Raw genomic sequence first — 25,817 nt, 5'->3', positions numbered from 1 at the left:
TACAACCTGTTTGTTGGTGGAAGAGGATCAATCTTCGCTGAACAGATCGCCACCATGCATGTCGATCATTTCAAGCGCTTTACCGCCACCACGCGCAACGCAGGTCAACGGCTCTTCAGCCACAACGACCGGAATACCGGTTTCTTCGGTCAGCAGACGATCCAGATCCCGCAGCAACGCACCACCACCGGTCAGCACCATACCGCGCTCAGAGATGTCTGATGCCAACTCTGGCGGACATTGTTCCAGTGCCACCATCACCGCAGACACAATACCGGTCAGCGGCTCTTGCAGTGCTTCCAGGATTTCGTTGGAGTTCAGGGTAAAGCTGCGTGGCACACCCTCTGCCAGGTTGCGGCCACGCACTTCAATTTCACGCACTTCGTCGCCTGGGTAAGCAGAACCTATCTCATGCTTGATGCGCTCAGCCGTTGCTTCACCAATCAGGCTGCCGTAATTACGGCGTACGTAGTTGATGATCGACTCGTCAAAACGATCACCACCGATGCGAACAGACGAGGAGTACACTACACCGTTCAGGGAGATAACGGCCACTTCGGTGGTACCGCCACCGATATCGACCACCATAGAACCGGTCGCTTCAGACACTGGCAGGCCGGCCCCGATTGCCGCCGCCATTGGCTCGTCAATCAGGTACACCTCACGTGCACCAGCACCCAACGCAGATTCACGGATAGCACGGCGCTCAACCTGGGTTGAACCACAAGGAACCGCCACCAGTACACGTGGGCTGGGACGCATAAAACTGTGGTCGTGAACGGTTTTAATAAAGTGCTGCAGCATCTTTTCTGTCACATAAAAATCAGCGATAACGCCGTCTTTCATCGGACGAATAGCCGCGATGTTGCCTGGCGTTCGGCCCAGCATTTGTTTTGCTTCGTGACCAACTGCCGCAACGCTTTTTGGTGAGCCTGCACGATCTTGACGAATTGCGACAACGGAAGGTTCATCCAGAACAATCCCCTGTCCTTTCACATAGATGAGAGTGTTAGCGGTTCCCAGATCGATAGACAGATCATTAGAGAACATACCTCGCAATTTCTTAAACATAATCTTCGGTTAATCCTGCAAGCATTAAAATTCTTCAAATTTCGCTAAATGTACCAACGCTGACGGGACGCGGCAAGGTGATGATCTACAAACCTGAATGAGATCAGTCTTTTTTTTCATTCTCCTGTCAATGTGATGTTTTTTTCACCCTTATAGATAACACGATCACTGCCCCGGTAAAAACCAAAGGTTCCGATTGCACTGGGATCATCATCAAATTGCGTTCCTTGCCAGCTGTATTGCAGCCAGTTCTGCGGCAATACGCCTTCCCCCAGTTTTTGCCAGTAGCGGAACTGCTCCCGGTTTAATTGTCCATTTTGCACGGGAGGTGATACTAAAAACCCGGAACGGCCATTTTTTACAGTTTTCCTCTTCACTTTGTTGCCGGCAGCATCTTCTAGATAGATTTGCGCTTGTTTACTCGCATCCGGCGTAGAACTGAACAACACCTCTTTCTCACCAATATCCGTTGAAATGAATGACGCATTGTCCCGGGTATTGGTGACAAAACGTTGCCCGTCAAAAACTTCGACTGCGACAGGCAGGGTTTGTTCAGCTAAAAAATCCTGGGTTTCGGTAAACCCTTCAATGCGCATACGGCCAAACAGGAAATCACCCTCGCCAAACATCGCCCCAACCAGCTCAGGATGGCCATCAGCAGTCAGTTTTGTCAGTTGCAATTTGCAGCCGGGCAAGGCGTGTTCATCACAAAACCGGAAATCGGTTTTATCCCGATCGTCCCGCGTAACAGCAACACCAAAACGCAGTGGAAGAAACGGGCCATCTGGGTGTTTTGCTTTTTTGATGGTCATGTCATCGCCAACAAACGCCAGTTGGCTATATCCCCCGTGATCGGTATCCCATGTTGTCACAGGTGTCGGACGCCACCACCGTTCACTCATCGAATACCCGGTGTAACCATCGGCCGTTGACGGTGTAATCACGTAAGGTTCGAAGACAGACTGCGCCGCCTCACCTTGCCAACGGTGATAGTTTTTCACCGGTTCATGGGTTGTCGTCATGGCATGGATGGTGTAATAGCCATAAAAGTGTTGTCCAAGGTAAGTAAACCCTTTACCTTCGCTGTCATACACAGGGGAAATCGAAGGAACAATCTCTCCTTTTAATGAAAAATGTGACGGTTTGAAACGCCCGATTATTCGCTTTCCGGGGTTAACCGTCATATTCATGTAAGCGCCTTTCAGCATCGACTGGAATGAGAATATCCCCACCTCATTGAGCGATAAGTCAGAAAACAGGTAGTGATATCCTGAGCTGTCATCCGTGTTCTGGATTTGCGTATGATGTTTTGGGCTCACGTTTTTCACAAAGCCAGAAACACCACCTGCCGGTGACACCACACGTGCGGTTTTATCCAATGTCACCGTTGCTTTATAGGCACTGCGGTGCCAAAAACCCGGTGTTGGAGCCCGCTCGCAAAACGATGCATCCAGCGACACAGAAGATCCATTTTTCAGATCTTCCCCCTCCAGATCCCCTGGTATCCAAATTACAGGTTTGACTTTTATATCAAAAGGTTGGCCCGCTTTCTTAAACGCTTTTTCATTACCAAGATCATCGTCGCTGGGTAGCTCACCACAAATCGCCAATGTATAAGGCCTTGAAAACAGGTTTATCTGAGCCTGCTGTTTCAGCGGTATCGAGACATCACCTTCACTTTCCGTTGATTGAGATTCAGCATCCCGCTTTTGCAAGGCTGGATCAAAAAGGGCAACATTTACCTGCCCAGCATCGGGATAACGAATGTTAAAGCTTGCCTCACCATGGTTGAACGCCAGTTCCAGTGGCGTATCCGTCTTAATGGTGGTGCCATTAATAGCAGGGAAATGCGTCCCCACCCACGGTTTTTCATGGTGAGTGCTTGCTAACAACGATTTTAGCCCATGGTAATTGTTCTGAACCTGGCAACTCTGACCATTGCCTACCGGTTTAACGGCTTCCAGTGTAACTTTTTCTGTTTTACCTGCCACAGCATAAATCGGGCCGCCCCGCACACGAAATCCTAACGGTTCGAAGTGATAGGGACCTGCTATATTCCTCAGCGGGGGCAACGAGCCGTCATCGGCAATAAATTCTCCTTTGATAAAAATGTCATCCCCAATGCCGCCAAGCCAAACCGCAGCTTTCCCTCCGACGACCTCAATGCCTTTCAATGCCTTGCTGTGGCAGGTGCCCTCAGCTTCAAGCGCCCAACACGCATGCTCATTTTTAGAGACAACACTGACGTTCAAGGTACCATTAATATGGGAATGGACCTTTCCACTTTCATTTTGGACCTCAAACAACAGTGGAATACGTTCACAAGCGCTAGCGGATGCCGTCGAAGGCAAAATGGAGAGAATGTGTTTTTCCTTTGAAAAACATTGACTTTCACCAATAATGCGGGCGTTACCACTCAGCACCACATTCTTGGCGGTCACCACCCCGGTGATCACCGCACCAATAGGCTCTTGCATATCACCACGCCCACTGAGATACACATCCCCCCGGCTGTAGATCAGTGCCTTCATGCGGGTCATGTCAGAAAGATGCAGTGCGTCCCACTCCCCCCGGTTGCTCCGGTGGCCCAATAGCAACAGGTTGTCAGGATCCCCCTGATTATTAAACTGGGACATGCCATTGAGCTTTAACAAATTGAAATGCACCTTCACCCCGGTATTGGGCGGAATATGAATCACGGAGCCACTGTTAAGGATCAGCTCATCAATCCAGTACTCTCCCGACTGGAAGCTGATAGAGACACCGTTAAGTTCCAGCTTTTTGAGCACCCTTGGGGCAAACTGCCCACCGGGAGCTTCTATCTCCTGGTTCCAGCGGCCGATATACAGCGATTTGTCAGAGGTTTTGAATTTGGGCAACGCCAGTTTCGGTGCCGTCAACGCACTGTTTGCCTGACACGCCCCTTCTTGACCATCATATTCACAGGTTGTTGGACCAATTTGCGTGCCATCCATGTTGATAAACTCAAACCCTACCTGAAAGTCTTCAGCACCGGAAATCTGGGCATCCGGATGAATCCACAAACTGCCGCCATAACGTTCATGTGTCTGGGCCGGCCCGGGAAATGCATCACAATACTGGCCAAACTCAAACCCATACGCACTCAAAGACAAGAGCGTGGAAAACAACAAAAAGAACGCCCGCCTAATCATTTGCCCATCCCCCTCGCCCAGCTTTCCTGCACACGAGCCACTTTGTATGCACCATTGCCACACTGTCCTTTACTTTCAATACGATACTGCAATATTCCGTCCGTATTGACCTGCTCACAGGTTACCGACACCGAGCAGCCGTAAAGCCCCTTTGCGCTGAAATGGGTGATCACAGGCGTCTCACTGCAGGTCGCGACAGGCGGACGGTTAACGTCGGTCGCCAATGGAAACAGCCTCGCCAATGCCATTTCAGTACCACTGTTGGCAGCGAGCCAGGCACGGGTGCCGAGCACTTCACGGGCAGTCGTGTCGCGTTGCGACCAGGTCAATTGCATCAATGCAGCGCCGAGTGCCGCCAAGGCGGTGATCGCAAATACAGCGACAATGAGCATGCTGCCCTTCTGGTAAGCAGGAGACGATAAGTTAGGGTGCATTGAGAACCTGCACTTGCTGGTGATAAACCGAAGATTCGCCGGACTGGCTGAACCTGTAAGTAATGGTGACTAAGTTACCGCGGGAAAGGGAAGCAGTACCCAGTGAAAAATGGCTGCCTGCAGCCAATCCGCTGGCAAGCGCTGCTTCCTGACTGCCACCGTGGCTGACTCTGACCAGCTGATTATTTTTAAAACAGAACTGGACCGAGTCCCGATAGATATAAAACCGCTTCGAAGGCGATTCTGCCGGCCAGGCTGCGGCCGTTTTTGCGGTAGTAATGGTGTTGCCGTTCACCCCAGTGATCAAAAGGCTCTGGCTGCCGGTCAGATCGCCGGGTGAAGCAGGCATAAAAACAATCCGGTGTTTGCCATTACTGACGTTGGTTTGCCAGGACGTATCCTGGCTGGCGATCGCCACATCAAGCGCTGCTTCACCTTCCACTAACTGGGTATAGGTGCCGGTGTAGTGAATAGGGGTAAACGTTAAACACCTGCCGGTCGCATCAGTGCCAAGACTGTTCGGCACGGCATGACGAAGCTCTCGTGCAACACGCTCTACCGCAAAACGGGCACCTGACTGCAAGGCGTCACGGTTGCGCGATTCCACATACCCTGCCGCGCCCGATTCAATAAAGCCAAAGATGCCGACCGAGACGATCGCCAGTATCGTCAGGGTGACAATAAGTTCAACCAGGGTAAATCCACGCGATTTGGCCGTAAGCAATACCATCAAAAATTGCTCCGGTAGGCCGTCAAGTCGACACGGCCAAAATGTTCAGTATCAACATACAAATCAATTCGCTTATAAAGCCTGTCATTGTGAGTGTTGTCAGCGAACGTGTGGCTGTCATACTCGACATGGATATTGACGGTAAATCCACGGTAATCGTCCCCAGAGCCACCAATTAACGCCGTTAGCGGCCCTTGGTAACCTTGGGTACAGGCGGCACGTTCCCCCCAACAGCCAATGTAATCTTCCACCGCGACAAACCCCGTTCCGGCAGAAAGTGGCGATGAACAGGAAGGGATAGGATTCGGCGCAATAATCCCCTGTGCAATAACCGCTTCTGCGTTTTCATCACAGCGCCAGCGGCTGCCATTGGGATCGGCATGTTTATCAAACTGGCGGGCAAGGATGTCATTCATCACGGCCTGCCCAAGCGCGGCGGCGCGCGCTTCATAATGGGGGTTGGCGGATTTGGCAAACATCGGGAACAGCGTGGCGCTGAGCAGTACCAGGGCAACCCCGAAGACCACAATGCCGATAACCAGCTCCACCAGCGTATAGCCCTGCTGGTGGTTTGAAACTCGATAAGTGTTATCCGCGACAGGCATAGAAATAGCCCTCGCTGTTAAGACAAATACTGGCAGAACGCTCACCTTGCGAGAAGGTAATAAGGCACTCTGATGACGTGCAAAGACGCGCTCCGCCGGCACTGACAGGCCGCCCAAGCAAATCAAAATGGACAGTCTGGGCGGGGTAAATACGCACCTGTGATTCAGACAAATTCACCACATCACTGCGGCTGTCACCGAAACCACAGGCAGGATCGCCACTGCCCCCCATCCGGGAGGCAGCAACGTACAGGGCATAACAGCCAGAAGACGAACTCTCCTGCTGCATGGCCCTGAGCTGGACTTGCCTTGCAACAGACAAGCCCGTATCACGCGCACTGATCACGGAAAAGGCATCAGCCCCCGACAGACGCGGGACGGCAAACACACTCAGAATACCGAGGATCACCAGCACGGTGATCAGCTCGATTAGGGTGAAGCCTTTCATCATGCTCTACTATTATGTTACTCAGAGCATGCTCCTATCGCAGTGTTTGGTTCACCGGTATCTGCAACTGTATAAATAACGCACTCATGACTGGCGTCGATAGTGCCGCCTTTTGTCGTAAATTTTGCTGTTCCTGCAGCGCTTTTGCTATATGACGCAACCCAGTCATTTGATGCTGCATCTTCTTCGCCTAAACCTGTTACCGCTGCACCAATACCATTAGCTGTTGCATCAGGATAACCATCTGATGTGGTACTCACACCATTCACAGAACCTGAAAGCTGATGCTTCGCGTAAACGATACCAGAAGCACTGTCAATGGCACCTTTGAGTCCTTGTAAAGCAGCTTTGTTTGCATCATCCTTGAAATTAAAGAATTTCGGCGCAGCTGTTACTGCCAGAATACCCAGAATTACGATCACCACGATCATTTCAATCAGCGTAAAACCGCCTTGACGTTTCATTATACTTCTCCATTTCTCTCAATATTTCTACGCGGCCTGATGCCGGGTAGTAAGCAAAAACATGACGCGCCGAATCTGGCGTGCCATTATTCCCAAAACCGGTGCGAACCGGCCTTTCAAATCGGCAATAGGGCTGGGCTTTAATACCTTTGTCCCTGACAACTATTGCGCGAATTCTTGACTGCGGGTCTGGTTCAGCCGCAGCAGGTAATCGGTTATCCAGCCAGTAAGACTGGCCGGTAAAGTGCTCCAGCAACTCGCCGCAATCTTTGGCGTGCATATCTGCCAACGTCTCTGCACCGTTTTCCAGCGCAAAAGGAAAACCGTTGTGCTTGTTATTTGTTGGGCTCAACCGGAAACCAACATGGTTAACTATTACGATATCGCTTTGTTTATTCTCGTTTTTTAATGCTGCTCGCAAATGTACATTCTGCGCTGAACCAGCAAACGCCTGCGCGAGATAGCGAAATTCCACCTCATCGGCAAACTGCACAATCCGGCTAAACACCGGGATAGCAGCGAGCAGTAATCCGCACACCATGACCACCAGCAGCGCCCACTGCACCGCGCTGCTTTCCCTGAACCTGAATAGCCAGTGCATTTAGCCGCCGCGGATAAGGTCGAGCATGTTCCACATCGGCAGGAAAATACCCAATGCGAGGATAAGCACCATGCCCGCCACAATAAACAGCAGGATAGGCTCCATGCGTGCGGACAGGGTTTTCAGGTCATAATCCACTTCACGGTCATAAAAGTCGCTCGCCTCAAGCAGCAGGTTATCAATCTGCCCTGTTTCCTCGCCCACCTGGATCATCTGGTGTACCAAGGGCGTAAACAGTTCACTCTCTTCGATTACCGCGCTGAGGTTAACGCCTGATTCAATGGCGGCTTTCATTTTGTCCACCTCCCCTGCCAGGAAGTGGTTGTCCAAGGCCTCACCGGACATATGAAGTGCGGTGTTGAGCGGTACGCCCGCGCGTAACATCAAGGCAAACGTACGGGAAAAACGTGACATCAGGGCACGGTTGACCAGATTCCCGACAAGGGGAATGCGAAGTTTGAACCTGTCCCATTTCACCCGGCCCTGCTCCGTGTTTTTCCACACCTGTAAACCGGCAAATAAGCACACCGTACCGAAAACCAGCAGCCACCAGAAATCGACAAAAAAGCCCGATGTTGCCATCAAAATCTGGGTCGGCAGCGGCAAATCGGCGCCAAACCTGGCAAACATCCCGGCAAATTGTGGGATGACATTCACGTTTAAAAAGGCCATCGCACCGATGATCACCACCATGACAAACATTGGATACCGCAGTGCCGATTTAATCCGGCGACGGGTTTCCATTTCCTGCTCGTAATACTCAGCAAGCTGATACATGGCATCGTCGAGGCGGCCGGTGTTTTCCCCAACTTGCACCAAGGACACAAACAACTCGCTGAACACGTTTGGGTGGTTGCGCATCGCCACGGACATCGGACTGCCGTTGGACAGTTCACTGGCCACATATTCCAGCGCTGTCTTCAATGGCTTATCGGTGGTGCTTTGCGCCAACCCATTGATAGCACGCAACAAAGGCACACCAGCCTTGATCAGGCTATAAGCCTGGCGGCTGAAAATGACCAGCGACGCCAACCTCACTTTAGGCTGGAACAGTGGCACATTGGTGCTTTGCCCCCGGGGTTTGGTAAGTTCAAGCGACAACAGCACGGCGCCAGACGATGACACGCTGGCGATCGCCTCACTCTCGGTAGCGGCTTCTATAATGGCCGACACACGTTTTCCATTCGGCTTACGTGCCGTATAGCGATACGTTGGCATCAGACACCTGTCAGCGACATCGCAGCGGATTCAGACAATTTCATCGCCTCTTCCAACGAGGTTTGCCCCTGTCTGGCAAAATCAAGTGCGCAGTGAACCAACGGTTTGTAGCCCGGTTGCTGCCCTGCGAGGACAGAGAACATCTGTGTGTCATTGGCACGCAGCGCATCCATCAGCTCAGGGGTAATTTCTAACAGTTCAAACACACCGATACGGCCTTTGTAACCGGTAAAGTTACAGCGTTGGCAGCCTCGACCCTGATAAAAGCCATGCCCTGCCATCTCCGGACGTATACTGGTCAGCCAGATTTTTTCCGCATCATCAGTGGCATGCGGCACTTTGCAATCTGGACAGATCTGGCGAATAAGGCGCTGTGCGAGCACGGCACGCACCGCACTTGCTACCAGATAGCCCGGCGCCTCCATGTCCAGAAGACGGAGCGCGCTGTCGATGGCGTTGTTGGTGTGCAGGGTAGACAACACCAGATGGCCGGTTAACGCGGCGCGAAGGCCGATTTCAACAGTTTCAAGATCACGCATCTCCCCCACCAGGATGATGTCCGGATCCTGGCGTAGAAAAGTACGCAGCACGGATGAAAAGGTCAGTCCTATCTTGTTTTGGATCTGCACCTGGCTGACTCGCGGCAGGCGATATTCCACCGGATCTTCGGCGGTCAGGATTTTTTTACCCGGCACATTAAGCTCATTCAGTGCACCGTAAAGGGTGGTGGTTTTTCCTGAGCCCGTCGGCCCTGTCACCAGGATCATTCCGTGTGGGCGGCGTAGCTGGTGACGGAACCGGGCCAGCATCTGGGCATCCATCCCCACCTCTTCCAGTTGCAATACGCCTGCTGACTGGTTCAACAAACGCATTACCACCGATTCGCCGTATTGCACAGGAAGCGTGGAAACACGTACGTCGATGGCATTGCCACGCACCGTCATATGAAAGCGGCCATCCTGTGGCAAACGCTTTTCAGAAATATCCATGCCGCTCATGAGTTTCAAACGCAGCACCAGCGCTGAAGCAATCGAGTGTTCTTTCAACAGGGTTTCATGCAGCACACCGTCGATACGCTGGCGGATACGCAGTGAGGCGGCATCAGGCTCGATATGAATGTCTGACGCATTAACCTGCACCGCGTCTTCGAACAACGAGTTAATCAGCTTCACCACGGTGACTTCTTCGGATTGTTCGTTTGCCATCCCGAAGCTTTGCTCAAGCTTCACACCGTGCTCTGCCTGCAAACGTTCGGCAAACGAGGCAATATCACTGGTTCGGCGATAGTAACGGTCAAACGCATCAATCAGCGGTTGTTCGGCTGTGATAAGCAGCTCAACATGATATTGATCCAGCAAATTCAGCACACTTTCCTGCGAGGCCAGATCGGCAGGATCCGACATCACCACACGCACAATATTCCCGACACGGCCAATCACCAGTGCACGGAGACGCCGGGCATGCACTTCCGGCAACAGGTTGACGGTATTCGGATCGACCGGTGTCAGACTCAGATCGATCAGCGGCACACCGAGCTGGCGCGAGAGGAAATCCAGCATCTGAGCTTCAGTCAGGATGCCCATTTCAATCAAGGTATCACCAAGCTTGCGCCCGGTTTCAGACTGGCGTGCCAACGCCGCTCTCAGGTTTTCGTCAGTAATAATCTGCTCTTCAACCAGCAGGTCGCCAAGGCGTTTTCGAAGCTTAACGGCCATCGTTTGCTTCCTGTTTCAGGTTGTGGAGGTAAGCCAGACGCTGGCGGGCAAAGCTCACCGACGCATTGCTCAAGCCGCCGGATTGCACAGCATTGGCGTAGGCTTTTTCAGCGTCTGCTGTCGCCCCGGTTTTCTCAGCCGAAACGCCAAGTCCCAGCCACCAGCGACCGTCCATCGGTTCTTGTTCTGTCAGCCATTGGTAGCTTTCTCTGGCTTCCAGGTTTTTACCCAGTTTTTGCGCCAGTGCGGCACGCATCGACACCACTCGCACCTGTTCTCGGTCGAACAAATCAACTGGCCCAGCGAGCACGTTCAGTGCCGATTCTTCACGGCCACTTTGCTGGTACATGCGCGCCAATGTCAGTTTCAGCGTCGCTGCGTTGGGGTTGGACTGAATGCCTTTTCGCAGCACATTTTCTGCATCACGCCATTGGTTGCGGCCATACAGCAGTCCTGCCAGTTGGTTGGTGGCAGCAACATGGTTCGGGTTGTATTTCACCGCATCCTGTAACAACGCAACTGCTTTCTGGGTATCACCGCGCTGTGCCTGCTTTTGCGCTTTTTCATACGCGAGCTCTGCCAATTGCGCCCCGGTCAACTCAATGGTTTCCACTGACAGTGAGGCTGCCTGTTTGGCAGTTTGCTGCTCAAATGAAACCTTCTTCTGAGTTGCTGATACATTGACTGGCACGACATTGACTGACTCGGACTCAACGGAAGCAGGCGCCGTGGTGTTCATGGCCACATAATGGATGTCACTTTCCACCACTTTCTGGGTGGGTGAGAACACAGGCGCGGGTGTAACCAACACAGGCTCAGGCTCAACAACAGTGGCAGGTAATGCCATTCTCTCACCGCCAGAAGAAACGGCCCACGCAATGCCGGATGCCCCGGCGAACGTCGCCACCAGCGCTAATGCGACACGCGCAAAGTGAAAACCCCATGCTGAAGGAATGGGCGCAACAGCCACACGTTTTTCACGGTTTTCTGGCGACGACAGGTCGCTCAGCATGCGGTTTAGTTCACTCATGGTTTTTACCCCAAAATGGCCTGCAAGGCGGAATGCTGACGGGCAAGAGGTGTATCTTTTATTGCGAGACGAACAGCATGCGCATTCACACGGCGCTCACCCCAGCCAAAACTTAATAACAGCGATTTGTGGCAAAGCTGGTGGATAAGCCGGGGGATCCCCTTACTTGCCACCCAAATACGGCGCTTTGCCCATGCCGAAAACAAGGGCTCTGCGCCTTGTTCTTTCACTCTATGGTCAATGTATGCCGAGGTTTCAGCAAAGCTCAGTGGCGCCAGTTCCGCACTGAACGTAATGCGCTGAAGCAGCTGGCGCATGTTGTACTGGGCCAGCCGTTCATCAAGCTCTGGCTGGCCGAACATAATGAGTTGGATAAGCTTTCGCTGCTCGGTTTCCAGGTTACCCAGCAAGCGGATTGCTTCCAGTACCGCATCCGGCATTGCTTGTGCCTCGTCACACAGGATCACAACCGGTTTATTTTTACGGGTTGTAAAAATGGCTGCCTGCTGGATTGCCCCTAACAATTTGTCTTCCGATACCCCGGCATCAATACCGAGTTCGTCAGCAATCAAGCGATGTAACCCCGCTACGGTATTGGCCGGATTAGGTAAAAACACCAGTGTGAAGTTATCCTCCAGGGCATTCAGCACTAACCGGCACACCATGGTTTTTCCGGTACCGACTTCCCCCGTGACTTTGACCAGCCCTTCGCCCATCTCCATAGCAGTGAGGCAGGTATTGATCGCATCCACGTGCGAACGCACGCCAAAAAAGCAGCGTGTGTCCGGGGTCAAGCCGAACGGCGCAGCCGTAAAGCCAAAGTGAGCGAGATACATCGGATTGTCTTAGTTTTCAGGGAACCAGTCGTTGAGCAGCTGACGCGAACGGTTAATCTCTTCCTGCCAGGTTTGTTCACCCACCACTGATGGTTGCAGCAAAATCACCAACTCGGTTTTCTGCTTCATACGGTTTACGTTGCGAAACAGGTGACCTAGCCCGGGGATGTCACCCAAAAGCGGGACCTTGGATACCACCTCTTCGTAGCTCGATTTCATCAGCCCGCCAATCACCACCACATCGCCTGAACGTGCGTGAATGACAGAGTCTGATTCACGGATGGCGGTTTTTGCCAGCGGCAATACATACGGCTCTGACGAAGTCCCAAGCTGGATAGTTTTCTCTTCAGTCACCACATCAACCACCGCGGGATGCACATGCAACAGCACGCCATTGTCATCATCAATTTGTGGTGTCACATCCAATAAAATCCCGGAAAAGAAAGGCGTCAGCTCAATGTTCGGACCGGAGTCCGAATTATCCCCTGAGGTGTCGCTGGAAGAGATATCTGTCACGAAGTACTCATCACCGCCGACTTTGATCACCGCTTTCTGGTTGTTGGCTGCTGTCACACGCGGGCTTGACAGCACGTTCACGTCACCCTGGGTATCAAGAAAGTTCATCACCGCCGAAAAATTGCCGTCAGTGATGGTGATATTGGTCTGTCCGCCTATCACGTTGGAGATCATGTCACCGGCAAGCTTGGTTTCAGGACGGCTGATATTGATGCCTCCGCTGCCAATGCTCGAACCAATGTTTGACCAGTTCACTCCCTGCTGGTAACCATCACTCAACGTCACTTCCAGGACTTTGGCTTCCAGGATGACCTGGCGTTTGAGTCGTTTTTGTGACGCATCAAGGAAACGTTTCACTTCGCGCAGTTCATTGGGGTAGGCCTTGACTGTGATAAGGCCAGCCTGCGGAGAAATCACGATGCTACGCCCGTCGCCGGTGCCAATCATGCCCGAAACTGCACGTTCCAACTGTGCCCAGAACTGGCTTTCGGTGAGGGTTTCAATCACGGTGCCCCCCGTTGGTACAGAGGTACGATCAGATTTTTCACCCTCACTACTGCCAGTATTGGCATCCGTCGAAATAGCCCCCGTACTGATAGACGTCAGCGAGACACCTGAACGTTGCAATTGCAGGTAATCAACCGGAAATGTCTCGGTGCGCAACACGGCAGGGAAAATCTGAATCAGACGTCCTTGTATTTCCACGTTATAGCCGTAGATGTCAGACACCACGTTCAGCGCTTCCAACACGGTCACCTCTTTCAACGAGACGGTGATGTTGCCGCTCACATCCGGATGCATCACCAGATTAAAATCGGTGCCCTGCACCAGCGAGCCAAAGAAAACTTTGGCGTCGACATTGTTGGCATTGATGCGCAGGCGTTTCTCGGAGTGCGCGCCACTGCCGGCAGGCTCAGTAATATCCCCCATCAGATCCTGGGTAACCGCCTCCGGTAACTCAGCCAAGGGCTGGGATGCGCTTTGTGCATAAGCCTCATTCAGGGTTTGCTGCACTTCATCCGGTTTTTGATGCCCCAGGCTCTGACACGCCGACAACAGTACTGTGGCGGTAAAGGCCAGTAAAAGGTTACTCAAAAGTGATCTTTTCACTGTACTACCTGCTCATTAAATACGGTCAATGCCCAACGCTTGCCATTACGGGTCAGCGTTACGCGTTCTTCATTAATCTGGGCAACGGTATAGCCATTAATACGTTGTCCTTGAGTTGTACGTTTGCCATTAAACACGGCAGAGCAACGGCCATCTGCCGAGCACAAAACAGCATCCAGTTCCGGTAACCGGTATACCTTTTTTGGGGTAGGCTGACTAGAAGGCGTAACGCCCAGCGGCGCAGTCGGATCGCTGTTTGCTAAAGCGGTTAGCGGTAGCAAAAGCGCAAACATTGCCAGTACACTATTATTGCGCAACTTCATCGATGCCCCCGATAAACACCTGGCTCTCACCCAGTGTGTAAACCCCAATGGTCACTTCCGCGATCGGATAATCCGTCACCCGGTAGTCCACATTGCGCCAGTAATATTTCACTGGCAGCGCCTCCAGCGCACTGAGGTAATCAACGATGTCGAAATAACGCCCTTGCAGCGTGATTTCGATCGGATGCACGTAGTAACCCACGTCATCAGTATCGATCAATTTCTGAGGCAACAGCGAACGCATAGATATCAGGGTCAGGCGATCGGATTGCCGGAGTACGCTTTCCATCAATGCCGACATTTGCGCAGCACTCACCAAGCCATCCACTTTGCGCGCGATTTCATTGTCAAGTGAAGACAGGGTCTGGTTGAGCTTTTCAAGCTCTGCTTCCAGTTCGGCATTTGGCGAAGATTGCAGCTTTTCCTGTTTCAGTCGGTTCAGGGTCTGCAAATCCTGGGTTGTATGTTCAGATTGCATGATCTGTGCATCCAGCTGTGCCAGCGCGTTGCCCAGCGGTTCAATAAACACCGTCACACCAACGCCAAGAATCGCAATCCAACCTGCAATCGCGATCATCCATTGCTCACGGGAACTGAGCGCTTCAAAAGCACCTTTGACACGGAATAACAACGGACTCATTGTTCACCTTCTCCCTTGCCACGTCTGGAGACCAGACTGAAGCTCAGGCGGTTGTCCTCATCGCGGTCCAATATCATCTGCTCAAACATGCGGCTTGCCAGCGGCGACTGGGTACGGAATGACGTCAACCAGGCAGGAACAGACGCAGGTGTTGATGCAATGCCTTTCAGGTCAAGTGCATCCTGGCTGACAGAAATAGCATTCAGAGAAATATCCCGGCGTGACAGTGAAGCCAGCGCCCTGAAGGTATCAGCATGGCCTTGTTGCAAAGCTGCGTCGTGTCGTTTCACCGCATCAAGCGCCCGGCGTTTGGCATTGATCACCGCTTTTTTGTCCGTGATGCCATTCACCAGGCTTAAAGACGGCACATGGCGGACAAGTTGTTCATTGAGCTCATCAGACAGGCTTTGCGCAGTCCGGCGTTCTCGGTCTGCCAGCGAAAAGTGTTGTTTTGCCCGCCCCAGCGCAAACTGTTGGTAAGCGGTCACTGACACGATCAACAATGCGGTTAGCCCCCACACCAGTAACATTTTTTCGAAAGTCAGCAGCGGGGCTTTGGGTGAAAGATCATCGCTGAACAGGTTCACATCCGGCGAGTAACCTGGGTTCAGCGCCGCAATCGCCATGTGCTGATAATATTCACCCGCATTGAAAAGCTGTTGTGGACGTACTGCCACAGACAGGCGGGACGACAATTGAAACGCCAACTCTGTGTCATCCACCCCCTGCACGCTCACCACCAGACCAGTGACCTGATCACCTTTTAGCTGAGAGCGCAGATAATCGAGTGAACGCTGAACTTCCAACGCCAAATCATCGATCACCAGAGGTTGCATTGCCTGACCATCCAGTGTCACACCACGTATTTGGCGCTGAAAACAAAGGCTTCCCCGATGAAAAGCGACCAACTGTAACACCCCCTGCCCATCCCGGGTCAGGACCATTTCGGTCTTATCCAGCGCGGTCCATTGGCGCAGCGTAACATCTTCAAGAGAGACGTGAGTGAGCTGACACTGACGCTTTTCCAGCGTATTGCTGAATTGGATAAGTGGCTGTTTGTGACAAAAAAATGCTTGGAAACGGTTGGCGACCGGCAAACAGAAACCATCTGCGACAATGTCAGACGGCGAGTCAGAAATGAAATCCTTCAACTTGAATGGCAATGCCAATCGCTTGTCTTCATCCGGTAAGCCCGGATCATCAATCAGCAGGGATTGATAAAGGCCATGTCCAAGTACCAGCTGGACGTCAGTTTTATTGACCCCATGCAAGGAGATAAGCTGTGCAGCCACCTTCCAGGGATCAGAGTGTGTAACCGGTCTTGTGTCTGACTGAGGCTTGCCATGGCTGTCATGATAGGCAATCACTACCTGTTCAGCTGATACAACCAAGCTGACAACATCGCGCTGCCTTTCTGATGAGAAGCGTGTAAAGAGGGTGGAAACTGCCATCGGTGAGCGCCCAAACAAAACCCATCAATATCAAAAACATGACTGAAGTACGCCATATTTTATCAGGTTTTTTGACAAAAAATAAGTTTACGTATCGCAGTTTTATGGCCGTGAAAGCGCGCTTTATCAACAAGATTCGAGCGGCGTCATGGTTTACGCCAGCGCTGGCGTTTCCGACTGGCAGGACTGGACGATAACTCTGCCCCAAACAGACGCCCTTGTCCCCCCATCACCCCAAGTTGTACCAGCGTGTTCCATTCATGCTGCGATTCAACACCCACAGCCAGCACCTGGGTAGGTGTTGGTTCACAGGCGCCCAGCATACTGCGCACGTAAAGCTGGTTTTCAGGACGCTGATGAATGTCACGGATCAGACTTCGGTGCAGTTTGATGTATTTCGGTTGAATGTCTTTGACGTAGTGAGTACTGACCACCGAACGGCCAGCCTGATCGACCACCACCGCACAACCGAATGCCCGTATCATACGGAGCGTTGGCCTCGCTGCGTCGAAGTGTTTCACCAGCGGCGCTTCCGAAACTTCAATCTGTAGGCGGTTGAGCACACTGCGCGGTGTCTGTAACAAGGCGTCACGCAACCAGATCTGGAATGCCCGCTGGCCCAGCGATTGGGCACAGACATTGATCGACAACACTTCACGTCCATCACCGGTACTCAGCAGGCGCAAGGCCTTACTCACCACACTCTGGTCCAGTTTACTGTTCATACCGACCAGTTCGACGCCATTGAGGAACCGTGATGCCTTAATGATCAGCCCATTTTCGTCTTTTATCCGTGCCAAAAGCTCAATGTGCAGATCATGCCCATCCACGTCTTTCATCACTTGGCGGTATAAATCCGGCCCGCCCTGTTCAAACACCCGGGTCAGCAGGGTTCGCCAACGCACACTGCCGCGGCCAGCCTCATCAGATACTGTCTCTTTTTTGAAGGCGTACCAACCATTACTGCCTTGTAATACAGCACTGCGCTTGGCCATGTCGGCTTCTTCCATCAGACGCCCCCGACGCTCGCCGGTGGTAAAGAAGGTCATCCCCATGTGCGCCCAGTTTTCCCCATCCAAAGCCTGCGGTGGCGTAAGTCTCGCCAGGGCTTTCATCAGTTGGTTGGCAAATAATCGGGCGTCCTTGGCAGATTGGTGGCTCAGCAGAATCGCAAACTCCGTATCGTAATACCGGGCCAGCACTGCATCAGGAAAACGCAGAATCGCATTGGATAACACATTCCCCACCTCTTTTACCCATTCATTTGCCCCTTCCTTCCCAAGCTCATGATTCAAGGTATCCCAGTCACCCATTTGCAGTATCAACACTGCGCCCTGTGCGCCTTTGTCTTGAAGCAAGGTTTGCAGGCGGTTATCAAACATCACGCGATTTGCCGCCCCTGTGATTTTATCGAGAAAGGTGTTTGAGCGGATGAAAGTATCGAAGCGGCTACGCTCCTGGCGGGCATCACGCAGCTCAGCGATCATTTGGTCAAGGGCCAGACTGGCGGTGCCAGGCCATTCACGCTCATCCCCGGTGTGCACATCTTCCGCACGGCCAGCCAGAATTAACCGGCCCCGGTGTTCGAGCAATTCCGCACCGATAAGCTGGGTACGGAGCCATTTGATGCCCCAATAGAGCGCCAGTACAATCACTAACACTGCCAGTGACAATGACGACATCGCACCAATGGAATAGGCAAAATCGGCATACGGCGGCACCGATTTGATAGTGATATAAAAACCGGGATTATTTGGTAGATCGAAGCGGTTTTCTATCAATTCCAGCGGTTTTGCTGTGGTGTAGATTTGTTCATAGCGATACAGCAGACCGGTTTTACTGCTAATTTCCAACTCGACAATGTCGCTGGCTTTCAACAGTTGCGGCAGCCAAAGGCTGATGTTGTCGTTTGATACCGGATTGGCAATCGCAGTATCGATTTCCGTCACCACTTTGCCCAGATAATGCGAGAGAAAGTCTGTCCCCAGCTTGCGGAAACTGATCGCACCGCCAATGAAAAGTACAAACATGGCACAGACAACGATAAGCGTTACAAAAGCAACTAACCGGTTGGTTAGTTTCATTCCAGCGACTTTTCTCATGTACTATCCAAACAAAAACATGTACGGATCACCGACCAGAAAGACTGGCGCAACTCCGACGCAAAATATTGATCCACTTTATTAAGCGGTCTATTGGGTTATTATCGTCCCTCCACAGGGGAAAGTGAACGCAAAGTCGATACGCAATTGATAAACATCAGAATGGGCCGATAAATGGACTGGATTACCTGCGCAAAAAGTTATGTCACCGTGGTGGAAATGGGGTCACTTGCCCAGGCGGCCACCAAACTCAATACCTCAAGCTCGGCGCTGTCTAAACGCCTGGCCTGGCTGGAAAACCAGCTTGGCGTACAACTTTTAAAGCGCACCACCCGCACCTTGACGATGACCGATGCCGGCCGTCTATTTTACCAGCGGGGAAAATTATTGCTGGACGACTGGACACAATTGGTGTCTGAAACCACCTCTACCTATGGTGAAGTGAGCGGGGTGTTACGGGTGGGAGCACCGCTCGCTACAGGAAGCCGCCTGCTGGTGAACAATATCGGTGAATTCCTGTCCACCTATCCCAATATACAGGTTGAACTGCACACGCTGGCACCGGGGCAATTACCCGATCCATACCTTGATGTAGTGATCACCCGTGAACTGGCGGATTTCAACTCAGCCAGTTTCATTGCCACTAAGCTGTTCGAATTCCAACCCCGTTTTTTTGCGTCCCCGGCCTATTTGGCTCAGCATCCTCCCATTGTTGAACCGGAACAGCTTTTACACCACAACTGCCTACTCTACGGTTCGTCCAGTCACCCACAGGAGCACGAATTTGAACTCGGCCGTAAACTGCGCCTGAGCGGAAACTTTGTTTCGCCAAACCCCGAAGCACTGGTGAATGCAGCCGTGGCCGGGCTTGGGATCATTTTGGTTGGGGATGTCACCGTCAGGAAAGAACTGGATCAAGGATTACTGGTCCCCGTACTTCCTGATGTACGCCAGCCGAAAAGCGCAGCATATGCCTATTACCCCAAACTGGAGTACAACCACACAAAAACCCGCCTGTTTATTGATTTTCTGAAACAGAAAGTGGGTCATTGACCTGCCATCAGGCAACGTTTCTCATGCCAGAAAAAACAAACCCCGCAGAGAGCGGGGTTGCAGAAGTTCGATAGCGCCAGCCTAGAACGGAATGTCGTCGTCAAAATCAGGCAGATCGTTGTACTGCTGCTGGGGTGGCTGCTGCTGAGGTGCAGATTGCTGTTGTTGTGGCTGGTAAGAAGGCTGCTGAGGTTGGCCCCAACCGCCCTGCTGTTGCGGTTGCATCGGTGCGCCTTGGCCCATGCTGCCACCCGCGCCACGGCTGTCTAACATTTGCATCTCGTTGGCAATGATTTCTGTCGTATAACGGTCCTGACCGTCCTGCCCCTGCCATTTGCGGGTTTGCAGACGGCCTTCCAGATACACCTTTGAACCTTTCTTCAGGTACTCACCTGCAATTTCAGCCAGACGACGGTACATCACCACACGGTGCCACTCGGTCATTTCCTTGTTTTCACCGGTGTTCTTATCGCGCCACGTTTCTGAGGTCGCAACGGTCAGATTGGCAACCGCACCGCCATTTGGCAGATAGCGAACTTCAGGATCGGTCCCCAAGTTGCCAATCAAGATAACTTTGTTTACTCCACGGCTGGCCATATTTTGCTCCCAAACCTTTCTTCATTCATCACGTGGGTGACAGGTAAGCAGCGATGATAACAGATGAGAAAAATTTCGTCACAGCCTTTAGCACTGACACTGTGACTGACATGCAACCAGTTGGAACGGGCAATGTAAGAATGAAATCTGTTAATGAGAAATCAGCGATCGAAAACAAATTGTATTAGACTAACAATGAGTTTGGGCACGCTTTACACAGCAGAGTTCAAGTGTCAGTTGTAAAAATGATACGAACCATCATGTGATTGGGCTTTAGAATGCTGCGAATGCGTTTTCATGGTTTCGCTGCTAGACAGGAAACGTGGCAGGAAAAATTAAAGGGCATTTAGGGATACACATGCAAAACATTGAGAGCACTTCAGATAAATACACGATCCTTCTTGTTTCAGAACCAAGCATGACCATCACTGCATTGATCTCTTGTCTGGAGAAAGAAATCAGAAGTGCCGTCTCTTTGGTCGAGAAGCAACAGATCAGTGAAAAGCTCTCTACTTCTTCCGGTCTCGTGTTGATCGATCTCAGTGCGTTTGAGGGGGATACTGTCGGTTTTGTGAAGCAAAGTCTGGCGCCTTTTAGCGAACAACACGTTTTTGCCCTGTTTAATGCCCATGACCTTTCTGCGAAAGAGCTGGCAAGCTGGCCTTTTATCAAAGGGGTCTTCAAAAAAGAAGACGATCTTGAGCATCTGTGCCATGGCATCGAGAAAATGCTGTCGGGTGAGTATTGGCTGCCACGCCAGAAGCTTGCTGAACTTATTCATTATTACCAGCAAAACAACAACAATATCGACTATTCCGAAATTTGCCTGACCAATCGCGAGCAGCAAATCTTGCGCAAATTAGTCACAGGTGCCTCAAACAGTGAAATCGCTGACAGCCTGTTTGTCTCTGAGCACACAGTCAAATCGCACCTCTACAACATCTTCAAAAAGATAAATGTAAAAAACCGTGTTCAGGCTGTTTTCTGGGCCAAAAACAACCTCTCTGTGATCGGGTTAGACTACCAAGTCTGACCTGAACTTCCCTCTCCCTGTTACGACTGTGTCAATATGGCTCTTATTTGAGATGCACTGTGGGAAACCTGACAGTGCATTTGCCTTCCCCGGTGTTTCACATTTCTAAGACAACATTCCTCTGACCTTTTGATGCACTGTATTTAAAGCGACGCGGGGGCTGGCGTTAAAAATAATAGACACGCACGTCCCGCTGTTTTTTCGCACCGATGCGATGACATATCTATTCACTCGTCGACGTACGCATCCCATACCTTTGACAAAGGTAGTTTCAACCAAAAGAGGGTTAGCAATTATGAGCATTATTTTTGGAACGCACGATCCGGACTTGTTGTTTGGTACTAACGAGGAAGATATTCTTTTCGGTTTTTATGAAGATGACGTCATCATAGGATTCGGCGGTAATGATGTTGTTTTCGGTGGTCGTGGTAACGACAGAATTACCGGTGGTGCCGGGGATGACCTCGTCAGGGGCGGCGAAGGCGATGATTACGTTGCCGGTGGTAGCGGAAACGATATTCTGCTGGCGGGGCCAGGGAATGACATTCTCAATGGCGGGATTGGTAATGACCTGCTGTATGCCCGTGAAGGAACAAATATCCTGTTTGGCGGCAAAGGCGATGACGCACTGGTCAGTGGAACCGGTAACGACTTCCTGTTTGGCGGTGAAGGCGAAGACGTTTTCATGTTCGATCAGATCCTTGGCAATGGTACGGGAGATGACCGTGTCGTGGATTTCGAAATCGGTACTGACCTGATTTGGATCCGTGCAACCGGTGATATAGACTTTGACTCCCTGAGCCTGACTCAGGTAGGAAACAATACCCTGATCAGCCTTGCTGATGGCTCTTCGGTCATTCTAAACAATGTGACGGCCAGCGATCTGTCTGACAGTGATTTCCACATTGTTTAATGGTTTAACGCCCTTTCTCGTCCCTTTTTTGGCGGCAGCATCAGCCTGCTGCCTTATCTTCCTCTGTTTTCTCAGTATCGGCGATGATCTCCGCCTAACGAATAATCGACATTTGTTATAAAGTTAAGACAGTAACCTCCTCATCTAACTCACTATTGAGACATTTTTCTCCGTCAATTTGCTGCAAAGTTATCTTCAGCTGACTGTCAATAACGGAGGCAAATGATACCGCTCAGTGTGATGACCATTACAGACATATTAACAGGCGGTTTCATCCTCGTTTTATTCAACCGGGCTATACTCAGAGCAACCAGTATATTTCTATGCTGGTTGCTTTTTTTGGGGTCATCCAGCGCTGTTTGGCCCGATGTTTTCGCTACGTGTTATTCATACGTGTAGCGATGGAACGTTGTCGGATATAACATGTCTTTCACTACAGAAAAACAATTAGAAACCACATTAGGACAATGTAAGAAGGCATTGGTCTTTGTGGTTGCATTCAGCTTTGTGATCAATTTGCTGGTGCTGTGTTTGCCTATCTACATGCTTCAGATCTATGACCGGGTGATCAGTGCCCGATCTGTTGACACCCTGTTACTCCTGTCAGTGATCACTGTTTTTGCCCTGTTCATCATGGCAGTACTGGAAAACGTGCGTACCCGGATAATGGTACGCATCGGCGCCTGGTTCGATGAAAGCCTCTCTCCGGAAGTCTTGAGCGGCAGCATTGCCCTGCAATTACGCCAGGGGTTATCGGCCTCAGTACAAGGCCTTCGAGACATTACAGCCATTCGTGCCTTTATTGGTGGCAATGCGATTATTCCCGTTTTGGATGCACCATGGACACCAGTCTTCCTCGGGTTTGTGTTCCTGCTCCACCCCATGCTTGGCATTATTGCCACCGTGGGTGCCCTGATCCTGTTTTCTATCGCTATCCTGAACGACATCACCACCCGTGCTGCACATAAAAAAGCCAATGAATCCTCTATTCTGGCAATGCAGCAAGCCGAGTCCGCCGCCCGCAACGCCGATGCCATTGAAGCAATGGGCATCATGCCAAACTTCATTAAGCACTGGACGACACTCAATAATGACAGCATTCAGGGGCAAGTGGCTGCCAATTCAAAAGGAGCCCTGTTGACCGCCAGTTCCAAGTTCATCCGTATGCTGTTACAAATCTCTATGCTGGGGGTCGGCGCATACCTGGTCATTCAAAACGAAATGACAGCCGGTGCCATGATTGCAGGCTCTATCCTGATGGCCCGGGCATTGGCACCGGTTGAACAGTCTATCAGCGCATGGGGTACCGCCATTTCTGCACGCCAGAGCTACCGGCGTCTAAAAGAACAAATTCCTGCCTTCCCAGAGCGGGCTAAGTCCATGCCACTGCCCAAGCCGAAAGGACATGTTTCCGTTGAGAAAGTCACCTACTTTCATCCGGGCGGCGCAGAACCGGTACTTCATGGTATTCACTTTAAACTGGAGCCGGGTGAAGCGCTGGGTATTATCGGTCCATCTGGCACAGGAAAATCCACCCTTGCCCGTTTGATCCTCGGTAACCTGACTCCCACCGCCGGTACGGTACGGCTGGATAATATGGATGTTGCCAAATGGGATCCGGACGATCTTGGCCCACATTGCGGCTACCTGCCGCAGGATGTCGAACTGTTCCCGGGGACCATTCGCCAGAATATTGCCCGCATGTCAGATGGGGAGCCGGACAAAGTGATCCATGCCGCTAAATTAGCAGGCTGCCACGAGCTTATCCTTCGTCAGCCCCAAGGTTATGACACGGTCGTTGGAGAACGCGGCCTTGGCCTGTCCGGTGGCGAACGCCAGCGTATCGCGCTCGCCCGGGCACTGTATGGTGATCCCAGCCTGATCGTGCTTGATGAAGCTAATGCCAACCTCGACGGCGTAGGTGAAGCGGCACTGCAACGCGCCATTGTTTACCTCAAATCCCGTAAAGCCACCATTATTTTGGTTGGCCACAGACCCAGTATGATGCAGTCGATGGACAAACTTCTGGTGTTACAGGATGCGCAAATCCGCGCATTCGGAGGGCGGGATGAAGTATTGAAACCGCTCCTTGAACAGAGCGCCGCCATTGCGCAGAAAGGAGGCCAGAAATGAACGAGATCCCTGCAATCCGACGACTGGTCATTATCGGTTTTAGCGCCATTGCCCTGTTTCTTGGCACCTTCGGTGTTTGGTCGGTATTCAGTCCCCTGGAAGGGGCTTCTATCGCCCCAGGTGTTGTCACGGTCGACAGTCAGCGCAAAACCGTCCAACACCTTGAAGGTGGTATCATTGACAAAATCCTGGTGGCTGAAGGGGGGGATGTCACCAAAGGTGACCCGCTTATCTATCTTGATAAAACCCAGGCAAGTACCCAACTGGAACAGCTGACCACCCGACAGCGCAATGCGCTGGCCCGCGAGGCCCGTCTTATCACAGAGCGCGACAACAAACCGGACATCACCTTCCCGGACGCCCTGCTGATGGAAAAAAACAACCCACGTGTAGAAGAACTGTTGGTAAACCAACAACGCATCTTTGAAGCCCGTCGTGACTTCTTTGACTCCCAGACCGAGATCATCAACAAACAGCTGGCACAGAACACTGCTGAGTTGGATGGGCAGAAAAAGCGCCTGGAGATAGAAAAGCGGCGTCTGTCAATCATTGGTGAAGAGATCGCCGGTAACCGGCAACTCGCAGAAAAAGGGTATGTCAGCAAAACCCAAGTGTTACGTCTTGAGCGTGAAGAAGCCCAGATCCTGAGCACCATCAGTCAACTTCAGTCCAATGCCAGCCGCCTGCAGCAGAACGTTGCAGAAAGCCTGGCACAACTCAAAGAACAGGAACTGGAACGTGTCAGGGAGATCGTAGAAGGATTGCGCGAAATCCGTCAGGAACGCTATGAACTGGATGACCAGATTGCTGCTGCCAAAGACATTCTGGATCGCACCACCATCAAAGCCCCCCTTTCCGGCACCGTACTTAATCTTCAGGTTTTCTCTGAGGAAGGGGTGATCACACCGGGCCAGCCCCTGCTTGATATCGTACCCAGTGATGAAAGCCTGGTGATCGAGGCCAAAGTGGATCCGTCCGACATCGATCAGGTCCGCGCCGGTATGAAAGCACAGATCCGCCTGACCGCCCTCAGCATGCGCAGCGTTAGGCCCCTCGAGGGTGAGCTGATGACTGTCTCGGCCGATCGCCTGGTTGACGAACAGTCTGGCCTCGCTTATTACCTGGCACGCGTCAAACTCATTGATAACATCAACGATATTTTAGGGGGTATTGAGCTGTATCCGGGGATGCAGGCAGAAGTGATGTTACTCACCGAACCACGCACGCCTATCGAATATTTGCTGAAACCGCTGACAGAAAGCCTGAACCGGGCATTTCGTGAACAGTGATCGTCATCAAGCATGCCTCATGCCTTCTTCGTACCCAGGTATGAGAATGGATGAATTACGACCATTTTTGCATTAGAAATAGGATGAAAACGTCCTGATGAAAATCTCATTTCAGACACACCATACTGCAATTTTTGTGATAGAAATCACTCATTGTCGGTGTTTTTTAACGCCCATGAGCCGTTGTCAAAACACTATCATGGTGATGTAGCCCCAGTGTCACACACCAAAATCGAACTAAGTTCATCTTCTTTCATTGGTCACATGCTGGTTAACTTACATGTCGGAAATTTAGGTATACGAAACTAGTTGAAAGTCAAATCTGTGCAGGC

At 51.6% G+C, this 25,817-nt stretch carries 23 protein-coding genes; 5 read left to right on the top strand and 18 right to left on the bottom strand.

Translation table 11 applies throughout. The features are described from left to right. Positions 1 to 27 precede the first annotated feature (27 nt). The 17 genes from mreB to csrD form a co-directional block, all read right to left on the bottom strand. Positions 28 to 1,071: a rod shape-determining protein MreB gene (mreB, locus tag AC6IB1_RS03685; protein ID WP_002537278.1), complete on the bottom strand. Its 1,044-nt coding sequence runs from the start codon at positions 1,069 to 1,071 to the stop codon at positions 28 to 30. Positions 1,072 to 1,187: 116 nt separating this feature from the next. Continuing rightward, the gene (locus tag AC6IB1_RS03680) at positions 1,188 to 4,244 is read right to left on the bottom strand and encodes a DUF6701 domain-containing protein (RefSeq protein ID WP_497567868.1); all 3,057 of its coding nucleotides are present in this window, start codon (positions 4,242 to 4,244) and stop codon (positions 1,188 to 1,190) included. Beyond that, positions 4,241 to 4,636 (bottom strand): MSHA biogenesis protein MshP, encoded by a 396-nt coding sequence (locus tag AC6IB1_RS03675; protein WP_497567867.1) that lies wholly within the window; start codon positions 4,634 to 4,636, stop codon positions 4,241 to 4,243. Before AC6IB1_RS03675 ends, AC6IB1_RS03680 begins: the two co-directional genes overlap by 4 nt. A 31-nt stretch (positions 4,637 to 4,667) precedes the next feature. Continuing rightward, positions 4,668 to 5,408 carry a PilW family protein gene (locus AC6IB1_RS03670; protein ID WP_497567866.1) on the bottom strand — a complete coding sequence of 247 codons (741 nt, stop codon included), beginning with the start codon at positions 5,406 to 5,408 and terminating at the stop codon, positions 4,668 to 4,670. Further along, positions 5,408 to 6,013 (bottom strand): type IV pilus modification PilV family protein, encoded by a 606-nt coding sequence (locus AC6IB1_RS03665; RefSeq protein WP_497567865.1) that lies wholly within the window; start codon positions 6,011 to 6,013, stop codon positions 5,408 to 5,410. Before AC6IB1_RS03665 ends, AC6IB1_RS03670 begins: the two co-directional genes overlap by 1 nt. Then, on the bottom strand, positions 5,997 to 6,461 hold the full coding sequence (locus tag AC6IB1_RS03660) for a type II secretion system protein (protein ID WP_497569076.1): 465 nt from the start codon (positions 6,459 to 6,461) through the stop codon (positions 5,997 to 5,999). The genes AC6IB1_RS03665 and AC6IB1_RS03660 overlap by 17 nt, the downstream gene beginning before the upstream one ends. Before the next feature lie 17 nt (positions 6,462 to 6,478). Next, complete coding sequence (locus AC6IB1_RS03655; RefSeq protein WP_497567864.1) at positions 6,479 to 6,925, bottom strand: type II secretion system protein; 447 nt, start codon at positions 6,923 to 6,925, stop codon at positions 6,479 to 6,481. Then, positions 6,894 to 7,526, bottom strand: a complete 633-nt coding sequence (locus AC6IB1_RS03650) for a hypothetical protein (protein ID WP_497567863.1) — start codon at positions 7,524 to 7,526, stop codon at positions 6,894 to 6,896. Before AC6IB1_RS03650 ends, AC6IB1_RS03655 begins: the two co-directional genes overlap by 32 nt. Beyond that, positions 7,527 to 8,744, bottom strand: a complete 1,218-nt coding sequence (locus AC6IB1_RS03645) for a type II secretion system F family protein (protein WP_497567862.1) — start codon at positions 8,742 to 8,744, stop codon at positions 7,527 to 7,529. After that, on the bottom strand, positions 8,744 to 10,459 hold the full coding sequence (locus AC6IB1_RS03640; protein ID WP_497567861.1) for a GspE/PulE family protein: 1,716 nt from the start codon (positions 10,457 to 10,459) through the stop codon (positions 8,744 to 8,746). The genes AC6IB1_RS03645 and AC6IB1_RS03640 overlap by 1 nt, the downstream gene beginning before the upstream one ends. Further along, positions 10,449 to 11,489, bottom strand: coding sequence for a tetratricopeptide repeat protein (locus AC6IB1_RS03635; RefSeq protein WP_497567860.1), 1,041 nt, complete (start codon positions 11,487 to 11,489; stop codon positions 10,449 to 10,451). The genes AC6IB1_RS03640 and AC6IB1_RS03635 overlap by 11 nt, the downstream gene beginning before the upstream one ends. A gap of 5 nt (positions 11,490 to 11,494) precedes the next feature. Continuing rightward, positions 11,495 to 12,325, bottom strand: coding sequence for an ExeA family protein (locus tag AC6IB1_RS03630; RefSeq protein WP_497567859.1), 831 nt, complete (start codon positions 12,323 to 12,325; stop codon positions 11,495 to 11,497). 9 nt (positions 12,326 to 12,334) lie between these two features. Further along, a complete protein-coding gene (gene mshL / locus AC6IB1_RS03625; RefSeq protein WP_497569075.1) occupies positions 12,335 to 13,936 on the bottom strand; it encodes a pilus (MSHA type) biogenesis protein MshL in 1,602 nt (533 codons plus the stop codon). Positions 13,937 to 13,947: 11 nt separating this feature from the next. Then, on the bottom strand, positions 13,948 to 14,274 hold the full coding sequence (locus AC6IB1_RS03620; protein WP_497567858.1) for an MSHA biogenesis protein MshK: 327 nt from the start codon (positions 14,272 to 14,274) through the stop codon (positions 13,948 to 13,950). Next, positions 14,258 to 14,914, bottom strand: a complete 657-nt coding sequence (locus tag AC6IB1_RS03615) for an MSHA biogenesis protein MshJ (RefSeq protein ID WP_497567857.1) — start codon at positions 14,912 to 14,914, stop codon at positions 14,258 to 14,260. Before AC6IB1_RS03615 ends, AC6IB1_RS03620 begins: the two co-directional genes overlap by 17 nt. Beyond that, positions 14,911 to 16,365, bottom strand: coding sequence for a type IV pilus biogenesis protein PilM (locus tag AC6IB1_RS03610; RefSeq protein WP_497567856.1), 1,455 nt, complete (start codon positions 16,363 to 16,365; stop codon positions 14,911 to 14,913). Before AC6IB1_RS03610 ends, AC6IB1_RS03615 begins: the two co-directional genes overlap by 4 nt. Before the next feature lie 146 nt (positions 16,366 to 16,511). Further along, a complete protein-coding gene (gene csrD / locus AC6IB1_RS03605; protein ID WP_497567855.1) occupies positions 16,512 to 18,467 on the bottom strand; it encodes an RNase E specificity factor CsrD in 1,956 nt (651 codons plus the stop codon). A 174-nt stretch (positions 18,468 to 18,641) separates the two neighbouring features. On the opposite strand from csrD, the gene AC6IB1_RS03600 reads away from it, so the two are divergent. After that, positions 18,642 to 19,520 (top strand): LysR family transcriptional regulator, encoded by an 879-nt coding sequence (locus AC6IB1_RS03600; RefSeq protein WP_497567854.1) that lies wholly within the window; start codon positions 18,642 to 18,644, stop codon positions 19,518 to 19,520. A gap of 81 nt (positions 19,521 to 19,601) precedes the next feature. Here AC6IB1_RS03600 and AC6IB1_RS03595 read toward each other — a convergent pair whose 3' ends face one another. Beyond that, entirely contained in the window at positions 19,602 to 20,117 is a 516-nt protein-coding gene (locus AC6IB1_RS03595) for a single-stranded DNA-binding protein (RefSeq protein ID WP_005502260.1), read from the bottom strand. A gap of 358 nt (positions 20,118 to 20,475) precedes the next feature. On the opposite strand from AC6IB1_RS03595, the gene AC6IB1_RS03590 reads away from it, so the two are divergent. The 4 genes from AC6IB1_RS03590 (at position 20,476) to AC6IB1_RS03575 (ending at position 25,485) form a co-directional block, all read left to right on the top strand. Beyond that, the gene (locus AC6IB1_RS03590; protein ID WP_005502261.1) at positions 20,476 to 21,150 is read left to right on the top strand and encodes a LuxR C-terminal-related transcriptional regulator; all 675 of its coding nucleotides are present in this window, start codon (positions 20,476 to 20,478) and stop codon (positions 21,148 to 21,150) included. Between the two features lie 295 nt (positions 21,151 to 21,445). Beyond that, positions 21,446 to 22,063: a calcium-binding protein gene (locus AC6IB1_RS03585; protein ID WP_497567853.1), complete on the top strand. Its 618-nt coding sequence runs from the start codon at positions 21,446 to 21,448 to the stop codon at positions 22,061 to 22,063. A 423-nt stretch (positions 22,064 to 22,486) separates the two neighbouring features. Continuing rightward, positions 22,487 to 24,196: a type I secretion system permease/ATPase gene (locus tag AC6IB1_RS03580; RefSeq protein WP_497567852.1), complete on the top strand. Its 1,710-nt coding sequence runs from the start codon at positions 22,487 to 22,489 to the stop codon at positions 24,194 to 24,196. Continuing rightward, positions 24,193 to 25,485 (top strand): HlyD family type I secretion periplasmic adaptor subunit, encoded by a 1,293-nt coding sequence (locus AC6IB1_RS03575; protein WP_497567851.1) that lies wholly within the window; start codon positions 24,193 to 24,195, stop codon positions 25,483 to 25,485. The genes AC6IB1_RS03580 and AC6IB1_RS03575 overlap by 4 nt, the downstream gene beginning before the upstream one ends. Positions 25,486 to 25,817 lie beyond the last annotated feature (332 nt).

Source organism: Grimontia sp. THUN1695 (genome assembly GCF_059704325.2).
Note: the sequence above shows the minus strand (reverse complement) of the source record. Positions and strands in the feature narration are given on the sequence as shown.